Annotated in this window: 17 protein-coding genes and 1 other annotated feature; all 17 genes read left to right on the top strand. The window is 42.1% G+C overall.

What is annotated here, in order from left to right; all coding sequences use genetic code 11:
• The first annotated feature begins 131 nt into the window (after positions 1 to 131).
• Positions 132 to 2,759: a DNA polymerase I gene (gene polA, locus V7Z64_RS06305; RefSeq protein WP_297991179.1), complete on the top strand. Its 2,628-nt coding sequence runs from the start codon at positions 132 to 134 to the stop codon at positions 2,757 to 2,759.
• A 17-nt stretch (positions 2,760 to 2,776) separates the two neighbouring features.
• The gene (mutM, locus tag V7Z64_RS06300) at positions 2,777 to 3,598 is read left to right on the top strand and encodes a DNA-formamidopyrimidine glycosylase (protein WP_297991181.1); all 822 of its coding nucleotides are present in this window, start codon (positions 2,777 to 2,779) and stop codon (positions 3,596 to 3,598) included.
• A 66-nt stretch (positions 3,599 to 3,664) separates the two neighbouring features.
• Entirely contained in the window at positions 3,665 to 4,288 is a 624-nt protein-coding gene (gene ytaF, locus V7Z64_RS06295) for a sporulation membrane protein YtaF (RefSeq protein ID WP_003397849.1), read from the top strand.
• Positions 4,289 to 4,300: 12 nt separating this feature from the next.
• A complete protein-coding gene (coaE, locus tag V7Z64_RS06290; RefSeq protein ID WP_297991200.1) occupies positions 4,301 to 4,903 on the top strand; it encodes a dephospho-CoA kinase in 603 nt (200 codons plus the stop codon).
• 107 nt (positions 4,904 to 5,010) lie between these two features.
• On the top strand, positions 5,011 to 6,039 hold the full coding sequence (locus V7Z64_RS06285; RefSeq protein ID WP_297991184.1) for a glyceraldehyde-3-phosphate dehydrogenase: 1,029 nt from the start codon (positions 5,011 to 5,013) through the stop codon (positions 6,037 to 6,039).
• A 242-nt stretch (positions 6,040 to 6,281) separates the two neighbouring features.
• Positions 6,282 to 6,656 carry an adenosylmethionine decarboxylase gene (speD, locus tag V7Z64_RS06280; RefSeq protein WP_003397846.1) on the top strand — a complete coding sequence of 125 codons (375 nt, stop codon included), beginning with the start codon at positions 6,282 to 6,284 and terminating at the stop codon, positions 6,654 to 6,656.
• A 75-nt stretch (positions 6,657 to 6,731) separates the two neighbouring features.
• On the top strand, positions 6,732 to 7,124 hold the full coding sequence (locus V7Z64_RS06275) for a cytosolic protein (RefSeq protein ID WP_091702461.1): 393 nt from the start codon (positions 6,732 to 6,734) through the stop codon (positions 7,122 to 7,124).
• Positions 7,125 to 7,186: 62 nt separating this feature from the next.
• Positions 7,187 to 7,657, top strand: coding sequence for a transcriptional regulator NrdR (gene nrdR / locus V7Z64_RS06270; RefSeq protein WP_297991187.1), 471 nt, complete (start codon positions 7,187 to 7,189; stop codon positions 7,655 to 7,657).
• Positions 7,658 to 7,693: 36 nt separating this feature from the next.
• On the top strand, positions 7,694 to 9,091 hold the full coding sequence (locus V7Z64_RS06265; RefSeq protein ID WP_297991189.1) for a replication initiation and membrane attachment family protein: 1,398 nt from the start codon (positions 7,694 to 7,696) through the stop codon (positions 9,089 to 9,091).
• Between the two features lie 10 nt (positions 9,092 to 9,101).
• The gene (gene dnaI, locus V7Z64_RS06260; RefSeq protein WP_297991191.1) at positions 9,102 to 10,034 is read left to right on the top strand and encodes a primosomal protein DnaI; all 933 of its coding nucleotides are present in this window, start codon (positions 9,102 to 9,104) and stop codon (positions 10,032 to 10,034) included.
• A 62-nt stretch (positions 10,035 to 10,096) separates the two neighbouring features.
• On the top strand, positions 10,097 to 10,951 hold the full coding sequence (gene ytxC, locus V7Z64_RS06255) for a putative sporulation protein YtxC (RefSeq protein WP_297991194.1): 855 nt from the start codon (positions 10,097 to 10,099) through the stop codon (positions 10,949 to 10,951).
• Between the two features lie 295 nt (positions 10,952 to 11,246).
• Complete coding sequence (gene thrS / locus V7Z64_RS06250; protein WP_297991196.1) at positions 11,247 to 13,178, top strand: threonine--tRNA ligase; 1,932 nt, start codon at positions 11,247 to 11,249, stop codon at positions 13,176 to 13,178.
• 114 nt (positions 13,179 to 13,292) lie between these two features.
• Positions 13,293 to 13,418, top strand: a sequence feature (ribosomal protein L20 leader region).
• A gap of 25 nt (positions 13,419 to 13,443) precedes the next feature.
• Positions 13,444 to 13,986 carry a translation initiation factor IF-3 gene (gene infC / locus V7Z64_RS06245; RefSeq protein ID WP_003397839.1) on the top strand — a complete coding sequence of 181 codons (543 nt, stop codon included), beginning with the start codon at positions 13,444 to 13,446 and terminating at the stop codon, positions 13,984 to 13,986.
• A 19-nt stretch (positions 13,987 to 14,005) separates the two neighbouring features.
• Positions 14,006 to 14,206, top strand: coding sequence for a 50S ribosomal protein L35 (rpmI, locus tag V7Z64_RS06240; protein ID WP_003397838.1), 201 nt, complete (start codon positions 14,006 to 14,008; stop codon positions 14,204 to 14,206).
• 18 nt (positions 14,207 to 14,224) lie between these two features.
• Positions 14,225 to 14,584 carry a 50S ribosomal protein L20 gene (gene rplT / locus V7Z64_RS06235; RefSeq protein WP_003397837.1) on the top strand — a complete coding sequence of 120 codons (360 nt, stop codon included), beginning with the start codon at positions 14,225 to 14,227 and terminating at the stop codon, positions 14,582 to 14,584.
• 61 nt (positions 14,585 to 14,645) lie between these two features.
• On the top strand, positions 14,646 to 15,134 hold the full coding sequence (locus V7Z64_RS06230; protein ID WP_297991198.1) for a dUTP diphosphatase: 489 nt from the start codon (positions 14,646 to 14,648) through the stop codon (positions 15,132 to 15,134).
• 55 nt (positions 15,135 to 15,189) lie between these two features.
• The coding region (locus V7Z64_RS06225; protein ID WP_334109753.1) for a M42 family metallopeptidase at positions 15,190 to 16,253 on the top strand (1,064 nt) is incomplete at its 3' end.

The raw sequence follows: 16,253 nt of genomic DNA, 5'->3' as shown, positions 1-16,253 counted from the left end.
TGAAAACCCCTTCATCCAAGAAGCCGATTGTCTTGGAATAGGCGAGGACAACGAATGTTCTCGTCTTTTTTCTTTTTTAGCGGGTATCGTGGTAAAATAAGCGTAAGTGAATAAAGAGGAGGGTTTTCGGTTTGGCAAATAAATTAGTATTGATCGACGGCAATAGCATCGCTTACCGCGCTTTTTTTGCTCTGCCGCTCTTACATAACGATAAAGGGATTCATACAAATGCGATTTACGGTTTTACGATGATGTTAATGAAGCTCATTGAAGAAGAAAAGCCGACGCATATGCTCGTTGCGTTTGACGCAGGGAAAACGACATTTCGTCATGAAGTGTATACAGAATATAAAGGTGGGAGACAAAAGACGCCACCAGAACTATCAGAACAGTTTCCATTTTTACGTGAGTTGCTTGATGCATATAACATCCGCACATATGAACTTGAAAATTACGAAGCGGATGATATTATTGGGACGCTTGCGACAAAAGCGGAAAAAGAAGGATTTCACGTTGTGATTATTTCAGGAGATCGGGATTTAACTCAATTAGCGTCTGACCGTATTCATGTGCATGTGACGAAAAAAGGAATAACAGATATGGAACGATATACGCCAGAGCATGTGCTTGAAAAGTACGGATTAACGCCCGCACAAATTGTTGATTTAAAAGGGTTAATGGGGGATGCATCAGATAATATCCCGGGTGTTCCGGGAGTCGGAGAAAAGACAGCGTTAAAGTTGTTAAAGGAGTACGGAACAGTTGAACACGTACTAGCATCACTTGAACATATTTCAGGAAAAAAACTAAAAGAGAATTTACAAACGTATCGTGAACAAGCGCTACTAAGTAAGCAGTTAGCGACCATTCATCGCGACGTTCCGCTCACACTATCGCTCGATGAATTAGCATGGCAGTCATATGATGTCGAACGACTGGCAGCATTGTTTCAAGAGCTAGGTTTTACGTCGCTCATGTATAAAATTGGACATTCTTCACATGAACAACGATCGTTAACGAACATCTCTTTCGTAACGGTACAAACGATTGACGAGCACATGTTGACGGAAGATAGCGCCCTTGTTGTCGAAGTGCTTGATGAAAATTATCATCAAGCACCGATTCTCGGATTTGCACTTGTGAATGAGCGAGGACATTTTTTTATCCCGACAGACGTTGCTTTTGCATCTTCTGTATTTCGAGCATGGCTTGAGAATGAGCAATGTAAAAAAAGTGTGTTTGACGCGAAACGAGCAATTGTTGCGCTAAAGTGGCACGGCATTGAATTAAAAGGAATCGATTTTGATTTATTATTAGCGGCATACTTGCTCAATCCGACAGATGCAAACGGGGATATCGCAGCTGTTGCAAAAACAAAGCAATATACAGATGTACAAAGCGACGAAGAAGTATATGGGAAAGGAGCGAAACAAGCTGTTCCATCGGTAAATGTATTAGCTGAACATCTTGTAAGAAAGGCAAAAGCGATTCTTTCGTTAAAGGAAACGTATATTCATGAATTAAAGCAAAATGAACAATTTGAGCTACTTACTAACTTAGAATTGCCACTTACGTTCATTTTAGGTGAGATGGAATTTCATGGGGTGAAAGTAGACGTTGAACGTTTACAGCATATGGGGGAAGAGTTCGCCGCTCAACTTCACCAAATTGAGCAACGCATTTATGAACTAGCAGGGACAACATTTAACATCAATTCTCCGAAACAGCTCGGAACAATTTTATTTGAAAAATTGCAGTTACCGGTCGTGAAAAAAACAAAAACAGGTTATTCAACGTCTGCCGACGTGTTAGAAAAATTAGCGCCATATCATGAAATCATTGATCAAATTTTACATTATCGCCAACTTGGGAAATTGCAATCAACGTATATAGAAGGATTGATGAAAGTCGTACGTCAAGATACAGGAAAAGTGCATACCATTTTTCAACAAGCGTTAACTCAAACAGGGCGTTTAAGTTCAACGGAACCGAATTTACAAAACATTCCGATTCGCATTGAAGAAGGGAGAAAAATTCGCCAAGCGTTCGTTCCATCTTTTGATGATTGGGTCATTTTTGCTGCTGATTACTCACAAATTGAGTTGCGTGTTCTAGCCCACATAGCTAATGATGACAATTTAATTGCAGCCTTTCATCAAGATTTGGACATTCATACGAAAACGGCGATGGACATTTTTCATGTGGCAGAAGATGAAGTGACTGCCCATATGCGCCGTCAAGCGAAAGCGGTTAATTTCGGTATCGTTTATGGAATTAGCGACTATGGATTGTCACAAAATTTAGGTATTACACGTAAAGAAGCGGCTGAATTTATCGAACGCTATTTCCACAGTTATCCGGGTGTGAAAAAGTATATGGAAGAAATCGTGCAAGATGCGAAGCAAAAAGGGTATGTGACGACGTTGCTTCACCGCCGTCGTTATTTGCCGGATATTACGAGCAGCAATTTCAACGTCCGCAGTTTTGCCGAGCGGACAGCGATGAACACGCCAATTCAAGGAAGTGCTGCAGATATTATTAAAAAGGCAATGATTGATTTAGCTGAGCGGCTACGGGAGGAACGAATGCAAGCACGCTTATTGTTACAAGTGCATGATGAACTCATTTTAGAAGCGCCAAAAGAAGAAATTGAATCGTTGAAAAAAATTGTTCCAGATGTAATGGAAAACGCTGTATCATTACGTGTTCCATTAAAAGTCGATTATCATTTTGGACCGACGTGGTATGATGCAAAGTAATGAAAGGATGAACGAATATGCCAGAATTACCTGAAGTGGAGACGGTACGGCGTACGCTTCTTCCGCTTGTTGTAGGCAAAACGATTGAACGGGTGAAAGTGCATTGGGAAAAAATCATTCAACATCCTGACGTAGAAACGTTTTGTGATCGTCTGCAAGGGCAGACGATCCGCGACATTCAACGACGAGGCAAATTTCTTATGTTTCAATTGGATAATGTCGTTCTCGTTTCACATTTGCGTATGGAAGGACGTTATATATGTGAAAATGAACATGCGCCATTTGATCGACATACGCACATTTTTTTCACGTTTACGGATCGTACCGAACTTCGTTATCGCGATGTGCGTAAGTTTGGCACGATGCATTTGTTCAATAAAGGAGATGAATTAAACGCCCCTCCTTTGTCAAACATCGGACGTGAGCCGCTGGACGAACAACTTACAGTTTCATGGCTTAGTGATCAACTTCGACGGATAAAACGAACAATTAAGGCGACATTGCTCGATCAAACGATTATCGCAGGATTAGGCAATATTTATGTCGATGAGGTATTATTTCGTTCGTTTATTCATCCGGAACGTGCAGCTTCAACGTTAACTGTACAGGAAGTGGAAGCGTTACATAGAGCGATCATTGAAACGATTCGAGAAGCGATTGAAAAGGGGGGAAGTACGGTTCGCACGTATGTGAATACACAAGGAAAGTCGGGAACATTTCAAAATGAATTATATGTGTACGGTCGCGCCAATATGCCGTGCCGCCGATGTGGCAACTTAATTATAAAAACGGTCGTCGCCAATCGCGGTACACATTATTGTGAAACGTGTCAAAAATAGAAGAAGAACATTGCATAGGCTCCTTCCATATACTATGGTAGCTTTTAAAGGAAGGGGCGAGCGCATATGGTTACATGGTCGTTATTTTTGCTTGCTTTAGCTGTGAGCATCGACGGTTTGACTGTCGGCATTACGTATGGCATGCGGGGGGTACATATTCCGCTTCGTTCATTGCTCATTATTTCGCTTTGTTCATGTATGACTTTTTTAGTTGCGATGGGCATTGGGCGCATCATGTATGTGTTCTTTTCGCCAACTGCTGCAAACGCCATTGGTGGAAGTATATTAATTTTATTAGGGCTATGGATGATTATTCAATTTATGCTCAAACGAGATGAGAACGAAGAAAAGTTTATTATGAATGTAGAAATTCGTTCGCTCGGTATCGTCATTCAAATTTTACGAAAACCGACGATGGCCGATTTTGACCGATCAGGTACGATTACAGGGATGGAAGCGGTATTTTTAGGTGTAGCGTTATCACTTGATGCGTTTGGCGCAGGGGTAAGCGCGGCGCTTTTAAACTATTCATTGACGTTTACTACGTTTCTCGTTTGTTTGCTCAGCTTCTGCTTTTTATTTAGTGGTTTGAAAATTGGAAAGTCGTTTGGAACATCCGGATGGATGCAAAAATATTCGTTTTTACCTGGGATTATGCTCATTGTGCTCGGTATTTTTAAAATGAGATAAGAGGTGACAGTCGTGTTAACGATTGGATTAACTGGGGGCATCGCGAGCGGAAAAAGCACGGTCGCAGCGATGTTCCGCGACTTACATATTCCTGTCATCGATGCAGATGAAATCGCCCACCGTGTTACAGCGGTTGACGGTGAGGCATACGGGCCGATTGTCGAAACGTTTGGGCGCGACATTTTAGATGCAAACGGGGCGATTGATCGGCGTAAGCTTGGGGCGATCGTATTTTCTGATGAACAAAAACGAAATGAGTTGAATGCGATCGTTCATCCGCTCGTTCGGAAACATATGCTACAACAAAAAGAGCAATATGCAAAACAAGCGAAAAAAGCGGTCGTTCTTGATATCCCTCTTTTATTCGAAAGTAAATTAGAGCATCTCGTTGATCGCATTCTTGTCGTATATGTAGACGAACAAACGCAGCTGCGGCGTCTTTGTGAGCGTAACGGTTTTTCCGTTGAAGAAGCATGGGCGCGTATGAAAGCACAAATGCCACTTGAAGAAAAAAGAAAGAAAGCCGATGCAATTATTGATAATAACGGAACGATTGAAGAAACGAAACGACAATTGCGTGCATGTTTAATGCGTTGGGGTGTCCTAAAAAAATAGGATGCCCTTTTTTTATTTTTTTATAGCATAAACACCTTAAAAATGTTATACTATTTTTGTGAATAACAGATAAATAGTATAACACATATATCGAAAGGGGCTATATAATGAAAGCGAGAGTAGCGATTAACGGATTCGGACGCATTGGGCGCATGGTATTCCGAAAAGCTATAATGGAACATGACATTGAGATTGTAGCGATTAATGCGAGCTATCCGCCTGAAACGTTAGCTCATTTAATAAAATATGATTCGAATCATGGCAAATTTGATGGAGAAGTCGTTCCGGTTGGAGATGGTCTCATTGTAAATGGGAAAAAAGTAAAGTTACTCAATTCACGCGATCCGCGGTTATTGCCGTGGGGAGAGCTTCAAATCGATATCGTCATTGAAGCGACAGGAAAATTTAATGCGAAAGAAAAAGCGATGATGCATGTGGAAGCAGGAGCGAAGCGTGTGATTTTAACAGCACCAGGTAAAGATGAAGATGTGACGATTGTGATGGGAGTAAACGAACATATGCTTTCTAAAGAGCACATCATCATTTCCAACGCTTCGTGTACGACGAATTGCTTAGCACCTGTTGTGAAAGTGCTTGATGAAACTTTTGGCATTGAAAACGGATTGATGACAACGGTTCATGCATATACAAACGATCAAAAAAATATTGACAATCCGCATAAAGACTTACGCCGTGCACGCTCATGCGCCCAGTCAATCATTCCGACAACGACAGGGGCTGCGAAAGCATTAGCCCTCGTCCTGCCTCATTTGAAAGGAAAAATGCATGGCATGGCGTTGCGCGTTCCAACACCAAATGTTTCGCTCGTTGATGTCGTTGTCGACGTGAAAAAAGATGTGACCGTCGATGAAGTAAACGAAGCGTTTATGGAAGCAGCGCGCGGGTCGCTAACAGGCATTTTAGACGTGACGATGGAACCGCTTGTGTCTATTGATTTTAATACAAATCCACACTCTGCGATTGTCGACGGATTATCAACAATGGTGATCGAAAATCGGAAAGTGAAAGTACTCGCATGGTACGATAATGAATGGGGCTATTCTTGTCGCGTCGTTGATTTAACAAAACTTGTCGCCAAACACTTGCTGAAAAATGAAGCGGTCGCGAATGTATAACGCTGGGTATTCCAGCGTTATTTTTTATGCCCATTTTACAAAAAAATAAAAAACAATATTGAAAAAAAGATATAAACAAAGTATACTATTTTTCGTGAACTTCTTGAACGCGTGGTAATGTGACTACTTAAAGGGTTAGGACCTCTTTGGACTAACTTTCCCCCGTGGTAGTTATACATTCCAGAAAGCAAAAGAAATTCATCGTTTATTTTTTTCAAAATTTATTAAAGGGGGATACGATCATGGATACAATGGGTCGTCACGTTATCTCAGAACTTTGGGGATGCGATTTTGATAAGTTGAATGACATCGAATTTATTGAAAAAACATTTGTTGATGCAGCGTTAAAATCTGGCGCTGAAATTCGTGAAGTTGCGTTTCATAAGTTTGCACCACAAGGCGTTAGCGGTGTTGTAATCATTTCTGAATCACATTTAACTATCCATAGTTTTCCTGAGCATGGCTATGCTAGCATTGATGTGTACACATGTGGTCATTTAGATCCAACAATTGCGGCGGATTACATCGCTGAAGCGTTAGGTGCGCAAACACGCGAAACAATCGAATTGCCGCGCGGTATGGGTCCAATTGAAATTAAACAAGCAAAAGCTTTATAATAAATGAGGAAGGGAAAAGAGGTGTAGATGATGCACCTCTTTTTTTATCATTTGCGAAAGGTGAGGGGACGAAAGGTGAAAATAAAATATATATTTACAAATCATAATGAAACATCTGAACGTCATCCTGATGAACAGTTAAAAAGTCGCTACTATAAAACGACGCAAACGGCTGCGTTAAAAGCCGTCAAAGAAATGTTTGAGCAGATGGAAGGGTGTCGCGTTGTAGCGATATCAGAAGAACGAGGAGAAATGAGCGTATCGCTAACGAAAGGAAAAAAAGCGTTTATCGTCGTGACGGTTATTTCTGTTCGACCGTTTGAAACAGCCATTGATTTTTCAGTGACAACGGAAACAACATGGCTTCCTGTTGATTTCGGATTTAGTCGCCAGCTCATCATCCGCTTGTATGACGAATTAGCGAAACGATTAACATACATCGGGTCGGGAATATATGGAGAGAAGTAGTTGTACATCGTTCTTTTTTTGTCTACTATAAGGGTAAGATTACTGTCAGGGAGCTGATACATATGAAATGCCCATCGTGTCACCACAATGGGACGCGCGTGCTTGATTCGCGTCCGGTCGATGAAGGGCGTTCCATCCGCCGCCGTCGTGAATGTGAACGTTGCCATTTTCGCTTTACAACGTTTGAGAAAGTGGAAGAGTCACCGCTTATTGTTGTGAAAAAAGAAGGAACGCGGGAAGAATTTAGCCGTGAAAAAATATTACGCGGTCTCATTAAAGCGTGTGAAAAGCGTCCGGTTGCCCTCGAGCAATTAGAAGAAGTGACGCGCCAAATTGAGCGGGAATTGCGCAACAGCGGCATGAACGAGGTGAAAAGCGAGGCGATCGGAGAAATGGTGATGGAACGATTGTCCAAAATTGATGAAGTAGCTTACGTTCGCTTTGCCTCTGTATATCGTCAGTTTAAAGATTTAAACGTCTTCATTGAAGAATTAAAAGAGCTCATTAAAAAAGAACAAGGGGAAAGAGCTTAATATGCTCTTTTCATTCATACGAAGAAGGTTGATCATATGGAGTATAGTTGGAAAGAGCTAATTGCAGTCGACCGATATATTGTACACGCCAATGGACTGTTAAGTGAGCTTGACAGAAAAGTGTTGACGCTGTTATATCAACCTTTAGTTGGCGCTCAGGCGTATAGCTTATATATGACGTTATGGAGTGAGCTGGAGCAAGCGCGATTGTGGGGGGAAGAGACGACGCACCATAGCTTAATGGCCATTATGCAATGTAGCTTGCCGACCATATATGCTGAGCGTTTAAAGCTCGAAGGGATCGGACTATTAAATACGTACATGAAACGAACGAATGCAGATGATGAAAGAGTATTTATTTATGAACTTCGCTTGCCACTTACACCGGAACAATTTTTTACTGACGGTGTGTTAAATGTTTTTTTGTATGACCGTGTAGGGAAAACAAAATTCCAAAAGCTGAAAAAGTTTTTTTCCGATCGTGCCATTGATTACACTTCGTTTACACCTGTTACTCGCTCATTTCATGATGTATTTTCATCGGTTCAACCTGAAAAAATGATTCATAAGTTAAGCGATGAAGCGAAACAAGAAGTGATGCTCCAAGACGGGCAACAGTATATGAGAAAAGAACGAGCAACGTATACGATGCAAGACGATATATTTGATTTTGACGCATTTTACGCTGGATTGTCTCATCATCTTGTGCCGCGGCGCGCCATTACTGAAAAAGTGAAAGAGGCGATTAAAAAGCTCGCCTTTTTATATGGCATTGGTCCGCTTGATATGCAAAAAATTGTGATGGGTGTCATTGATCCGGCTGAACAAATTGACATCGAAGCGTTAAGAAAGGCGGCGCAAGAATGGTATCAATTTGAACGAGGGGAAGCGCTCCCGCGTTTATATGATCGGGTGCAACCGTTAGCAGAACGAACGATGGCGCATGCCGAGCCGAAAAACGAAGAAGAATATTTAATGAAACAACTTGAAACCGTCTCACCAAGACAATTGCTTATGGACTTTTCTGGTGGCGTTGAACCTGCATTAGCAGATTTGCAGCTCATTGAAGAGATTATGTTTAAGCAAAAATTGCCGCCAGGTGTCATGAACGTTTTAATTTATTACGTTATGCTGCGCACGGATATGAAATTACCGAAAAAATACGTTGAAAAAATCGCGAGTTCATGGGCGCGAAAAAAGGTGCGTACGGTACAACAAGCGATGGAGCTAGCGAAAAAAGAAGCGCGCGAATATGAAACGTTTATGAAAGAAAAAGAGAAAAAAGGCTCTAAAAAGCCGATTCGTACGGAATTACTGCCAGATTGGCTGCAAACGGATTATTCGCAGTTTGAACGAAAGCAAGTCAAGTCGGAAGAAGAGTTAGAACAAAAACGGCGCGAGTTGGAAGAACGGTTGAAAAAGCCGAAAAGTTAGGGGATAAACGATGAAACCAATTCGGGAAACGATCAACCATTTGATGAATCGACACGATTTTAAAGAACGGTATGAGGCGATGAAGCGTGACATTTTACGTGATCCACATGTTCAAGCCTTTTTGCGCAGTCATCATGTGACAGATGCAACGCTTAATCGTCATCTCGGCAAGTTGTATGAATTTGTACAACAAAGTAAGCATTGTGAACGTTGTCGTAGTTTAGAACAATGCCCGAACTTGCTGAAGGGGTATACTCCTCACTTAATTTGGCAAGGAAAAAACATTGACGTACAATATGAGCGGTGTGCTCGCAAAGTACAAGATGATGAACGGAAAAAGCAACAGTCGCTTATTCGTAGTTTGTTTATATCGCGTGATATGCTGCAAGCATCATTCGATCAGCTAGCAACGGATGATCTTGGACGCATTGAAGCGATTGAGCTAGCGAACACCTTTGCATCGACGTATGAAATAGGGAAGCGAATGAAAGGACTATATTTGTACGGGTCGTTCGGTGTTGGAAAAACGTATTTGCTAGCGGCGATGGCAAACGAGCTAGCCCAAAGACATATTGCTTCGTTTCTTGTGTATGTGCCAGAATTCGTTCGCGCGTTAAAGTCCTCGCTTCAAACGGATGCATTCCAAGATACGATCGAATATGCAAAACAAGTACCCGTGCTTATGCTCGATGATTTAGGAGCGGAGCTTATGTCAAGCTGGTGGCGCGATGAAGTGCTCGGGCCGATTTTACAATATCGTATGCTAGAGCATCTGCCGACATGTTTTACATCCAATTTTGACTTAAAACGTCTTACTCATCATCTTGCCCATTCGCAGCGTGGTGAAGAAGAACAAGTGAAAGCGGCGCGAATCATTGAACGAATTGTTTATTTAGCTACACCGATTGAAATGAAAGGAAAAAATCGCCGAATCGACATGTGATAAACAGACGGTGTCCCCCATATATATAAAACAAGCATGTTTCGGAAAAAGGGGGGGCACCGTTGATTCATATCGTATTTCAAGATGGACAAGATGCACAACGATTATTTGCTGAATTGAGTAAAGCGCCGCAACCGTATGGAAAAGTGATTTATGACGAAAAGGCGATTACCGTTTTTTTTCATGAACCTGATGTTGCGCACATGCGCGCATTGTTTATTCCAATTTTCACTTCATGTATCATTCGCGCTTTTGAGGCACGCTGGATTTTATCGATCATTTCGCGCACATTTTTTTACGAAATTGAAGAAGAACAACAGCAAATTTTACAGCTCGCCTATTCGTTTATTGAAGGGGAAAGGTATGATTATCGTCTTGGGAAAAAAGTGAATATGTCTCGTGAGCAATTAATTGCACAATCGTTGCACGAATGTTTGCATGAAGGGTTGTTTTCATTTGAGTCTCTTATGACTTTCCGTTTAAAACCGTATTATGATCGGCTGATGCATTATGTTGAATTAGCCATTGATGAATACAAACTAGAGCAAGAATACCAATCATTTGTTCATATGTTGCGTGAAATTGTTGCATTACGTCAACCGCAAATGAACGCTCTCCACGTATTATATGAGCACGGATCGTTTCAATTTTTCGATGAGCAATTTGTTTACTTATCACCTCAGCAACTGAAGCAGTGGATTGACCGTAGATTGATGGTGAGTCAACCGATGTATATTGATACATCTGTATTAGCACCGCTCGTCTCTATTGCGCCAGAAAAAATATGGATATATACCGATGCGACAGATGTTGGGATGATTCAAACGATTCAAAACGTATTTCAAGAGCGAATTGAGCTACGAACACCTCTTGATTTTCCAAAAAAATATGCTTATAATGACATACATAGTGAATAAAGCCAAAAGTGATGATGAGGACACGGGTGTATTTTTACGGTTCACAGAGAGGGAAGGCATAGGCTGAAACCTTCCTAACACGGAAAATGCACTTACCACCTCTAAACTTCAGCAGTGAACAATGGGACGATTGCCCGTTCAGTAATTGCTGACGGTGTACGCCGTTATCGAAATGAAGCCGTTTATACGCTCGTTTTGTATTTGTATAGACGGAAAGAAGGGTGGAACCACGAAGCCAACTCGTCCCTCGTTTTTGGGACGAGTTTTTTTATTTTTAAAAAAGGAGTGAGTCATTTTGGCAGATGTAGTAAAAATCACATTTCCAGATGGGGCGGTAAAGGAGTTTCCAAAAGGAGTAACAACGGAGGATATTGCAGCATCCATTAGCCCAGGCTTGAAGAAAAAAGCGATTGCCGGCAAGTTAAACGACCGTTTCATTGATTTGCGCACACCAATTGAAGAAGACGGTGCGATTTCGATCATCACACAAGACATGCCAGAAGCGCTTGACATTTTGCGTCATAGTACAGCCCACTTAATGGCACAAGCGATTAAACGTTTGTATAAAGATGTGAAGCTTGGTGTTGGTCCTGTGATCGAAAACGGCTTTTACTACGATATCGACGTTGATGTGCCAATTACAGCGGAAGACTTGCCGAAAATTGAAAGTGAAATGAAAAAAATTGTAAAAGAAAACATCGACATCGTTCGAAAAGAAGTGAGCCGTGAAGAAGCGATTCGCCGTTATGAAGAAATCGGTGACCATTTAAAAATCGAACTCATTCACGACATTCCAGAAGGAGAGGTCGTCTCCATTTACGAACAAGGCGAATTTTTCGATCTTTGCCGCGGAGTTCATGTGCCGTCAACAGGCAAAATAAAAGAGTTTAAACTGTTAAGTGTCGCTGGTGCGTACTGGCGTGGCGACAGCAAAAATAAAATGTTACAACGCATTTACGGGACAGCGTTTTTCAAAAAAGAAGATTTAGATGAATATTTACGCCTTTTACAAGAAGCGAAAGAACGCGATCACCGTAAGCTTGGAAAAGAGCTTGACTTATTTATGACATCACAAAAAGTCGGGCAAGGTTTGCCGCTTTGGCTACCAAAAGGGGCGACGATTCGCCGAACAATTGAACGTTATATCGTCGATAAAGAGCTATCCCTCGGTTATCAGCACGTATATACATCGGTGCTAGGTAGCGTAGAGTTATATAAAACGTCTGGACATTGGGATCACTACAAAGATGGCATGTTCCCGCCAATGGAAATGGATAACGAGCAACTTGTGCTCCGTCCGATGAATTGTCCGCATCATATGATGGTATATAAGCATAAAATTCATAGTTATCGCGAGTTGCCAATTCGTATTGCCGAGCTCGGCACGATGCATCGTTACGAAATGTCTGGCGCGCTTACAGGCTTGCAACGCGTGCGTGGTATGACGCTAAACGACGCGCACATTTTCGCTCGTCCAGACCAAATTAAAGATGAATTTAAACGCGTCGTGAATTTAATTTTAGATGTATATAAAGACTTCGGTTTAACAGATTATTCGTTCCGTCTGTCTTATCGTGATCCACAAGATAAAGAAAAATATTACGATGACGATGCGATGTGGGAAAAAGCACAAAGCATGTTGAAAGAAGCGATGGATGAGCTCGGTCTCGATTATTATGAAGCGGAAGGTGAAGCAGCGTTTTACGGTCCGAAGCTAGATGTGCAAGTGCGCACAGCATTAGGTAAAGACGAAACGCTATCAACGGTTCAGCTCGACTTCTTATTACCGGAACGTTTTGATTTAACGTACATTGGTGAGGATGGAAAACCGCATCGTCCAGTCGTTATTCATCGTGGTGTTGTATCGACGATGGAGCGTTTCGTTGCCTTTTTAATCGAGGAGTATAAAGGAGCGTTCCCGACTTGGTTAGCACCAGTGCAAGTACAAGTCATTCCGGTCGCTCCATCTGTTCATAGCGATTACGCATATGAAGTGAAGCATGCACTACAAGCTGCTGGCATCCGTGTTGAAGTCGATGAGCGTGAAGAAAAAATCGGCTATAAAATTCGTGAAGCACAAATGCAAAAAATTCCGTACATGCTCGTTGTCGGCGATAACGAAGTAAAGGAGAAGGCGGTAAACGTAAGAAAATACGGCCAACAAACAAGTGAAACGATGCCGCTTCATGCGTTTGTCGATCTCATCGAAAAAGAAGTGCGAAAATAGTTGCATTTTCTCTCGATGTTTGCTATAGTGTTATCTGTTGTGATCAATTAACATCGGTTGACAATAACATGACATTCATGGTATATATATTAAGGTAAAAGTAAATACTTGTTTGGAAACAAGCAGGAGCACCCGCTTCTCACCTGCTCGGCGCCATTTGGCTGTTAACAGGTTCAATGACACGATCAACGTTTGTCATCGAGACGTGTGGGTGTATTGTGCCCACACGTTTTTTGTTGTGTGCCCTCTGCTTTAACAAACAAGTTTGAAAAAACCGTGGAGGTGGCTAGTTATTAGCAAAGATTTTATTATTAATGAGAACATTCGGGCACGTGAAGTTCGTTTAGTCGATCCAAATGGAGAGCAACTTGGGATTAAAACGAAACAAGAAGCGTTAGAAATTGCAGCGCGCTTAAACTTGGATTTAGTGATGGTTGCGCCAAATGCGAAACCGCCAGTATGCCGCATTATGGATTATGGCAAGTTCCGCTTCGAGCAACAAAAGAAGGAAAAAGAAGCGCGCAAAAAGCAAAAAGTGATTAACGTAAAAGAAATTCGTTTAAGCCCAACGATCGAAGAACATGACTTCAACACGAAATTGCGCAACGCGCGGAAGTTCCTTGAAAAAGGAGATAAAGTAAAAGCGACGATTCGTTTTAAAGGACGTGCGATTACGCATAAAGAAATTGGTCAGCGCGTGCTTGATCGATTTGCTGAAGCATGTGCGGATATTGGTACGGTTGAGACGACACCAAAAATGGATGGCCGCAGCATGTTTTTAGTGCTAGCACCGAAAAACGACAAATAACAAAAGGGAGGAACACCTTATGCCAAAAATGAAAACTCACAAAGGCTCAGCGAAGCGTTTCAAAAAGACAGGAACTGGTCAATTAAAACGTTCACACGCATTCACTAGCCACTTATTCGCTAACAAAACACAAAAACAAAAGCGTAAACTTCGCAAAGCAACGCTTGTATCAAAAGGCGATTTCAAACGTATTCGTCAATTGTTAGACAACGTAAAATAATTTTAGGAGGGAAATGTTATGCCACGTGTAAAAGGCGGTACAGTCACACGCAGACGTCGTAAAAAAATTCTTAAACTAGCAAAAGGATACTTCGGTTCGAAACATCGTTTATATAAAGTTGCAAACCAACAAGTGATGAAATCATTAATGTATGCGTATCGCGATCGTCGTCAACGCAAACGCGACTTCCGCAAACTTTGGATTACGCGCATTAACGCTGCAGCACGCATGAACGGTCTTTCTTACAGCCGTTTAATGCACGGATTAAAGCTTGCAGGCATCGAAGTAAACCGCAAAATGCTTGCTGATTTAGCTGTAAATGATGCAGCAGCGTTCACACAACTTGCGAACATCGCAAAAGAAAACTTAAACAAGTAATAAAAGAAATGACCATTCTCCCTTGAGGGGATGGTCATTTTCTATAAGAGGGGGAGAAAAAATGGATATAAGAAAATTATTCGCTATGCAGCGGCAATTGGACGAACGAATTGAGACGGAGCGCGGATTGCGCGGTGAACGTTTAGTTGAACGGAAATTGTTAGCTCTTCTTGTTGAAATCGGGGAACTTGCGAATGAAACGCGTTGCTTCAAGTTTTGGAGCTCGAAGCCACCAGCAGCAGTCGAAACGATTTTAGAAGAATATGTTGACGGTCTTCACTTTATTTTATCGCTCGGGCTTGATCTTTCGCTTCATGAGCATGTGAAATGGCCGCATGTGCAAGAAAGTCATCCTCTCGTTGAACAGTTTTTACACGTATTCGAAGCAGTTCAGACGTTTCGCGAAAAGATGGACGAACAAGCATACGATCAATTATTGTATGCGTACGCTCAGCTTGCTCATGCTCTCTCTTTTACTGCCCAGCAAATTGAACGTGCGTACATCGCGAAAAACGAAGTAAATCATGAACGACAAAGTCACAATTATTAACAACTGTCGAAATGTTTAGTATAATGAATGTTGTACATAGAGAGGAGTGACAGATGTGAAGAAGCTCGATGAAACGTTAACGATGTTGAAAGCGTTAACGGATGCAAAAGGCGTTCCAGGGAATGAACGGGAAGTACGTGAAGTGATGAGATCGTATATCGCTCCGTATGCGGATGAAGTGACGACGGACCGCCTCGGTAGCTTAATTGCGAAGAAAGTAGGAAAAGAGAACGGTCCGAAAGTGATGATTGCAGGTCATTTAGATGAAGTTGGTTTTATGGTGACGCAAATTGATGAAAAAGGCTTTATCCGTTTCCAACCACTTGGCGGCTGGTGGGGCCAAGTCATGCTCGCTCAACGTGTGACGATTGTGACGAAAGAAGGCGACATTACTGGGATCATCGGGTCGAAACCGCCGCACATTTTACCAGTTGAAGCGAGAAGAAAAGCTGTTGAAATAAAAGATATGTTTATCGATATCGGGGCTTCTAGCCGAGATGAAGCGCTTGCTTGGGGCGTGCGCCCAGGCGATGCGATCGTTCCTTATTTTGAGTTCACAGTGATGAACAATGAAAAAATGTTGCTTGCGAAAGCATGGGATAACCGCATCGGTTGTGCCGTTGCGATCGATGTGTTGAAACAATTAAAAGATGTGGAGCATCCAAACGTCGTATATGGCGTTGGTACAGTGCAAGAAGAAGTGGGCTTGCGCGGTGCGCGAACATCTGCTTTTGCGATCGAACCAGATATTGCATTTGCGGTTGATGTTGGCATTGCTGGTGATACACCAGGTGTATCAGAAAAAGATGCGATGGGGAAACTCGGAGGTGGACCGCATATCGTTTTATACGATGCAACGCTCGTTTCTCACAAAGGATTGCGAGAATTTGTCGTTAACGTTGCGGAAGAAATGAACATCCCGTACCGCTTTGACGCGATGCCAGGCGGTGGAACAGACGCTGGTGCGATCCATATGACGATGCGCGGCGTTCCAGCGCTCACCATTTCCATCCCGACGCGCTACATTCACTCTCACGCTGCCCTTCTTCACCGCGATGACTACGAACAAACAGTAAAATTATTCGTCGAAGTCATTAAGCGTCTCGATGAAGAAAAAGT

The sequence above is a fragment of the Anoxybacillus sp. genome, from assembly GCF_036834105.1.
Taxonomy (GTDB): domain Bacteria; phylum Bacillota; class Bacilli; order Bacillales; family Anoxybacillaceae; genus Anoxybacillus.
The sequence above is the reverse complement of the archived record's forward strand: the minus strand, read 5'-3'. Positions and strand labels throughout refer to the sequence as shown.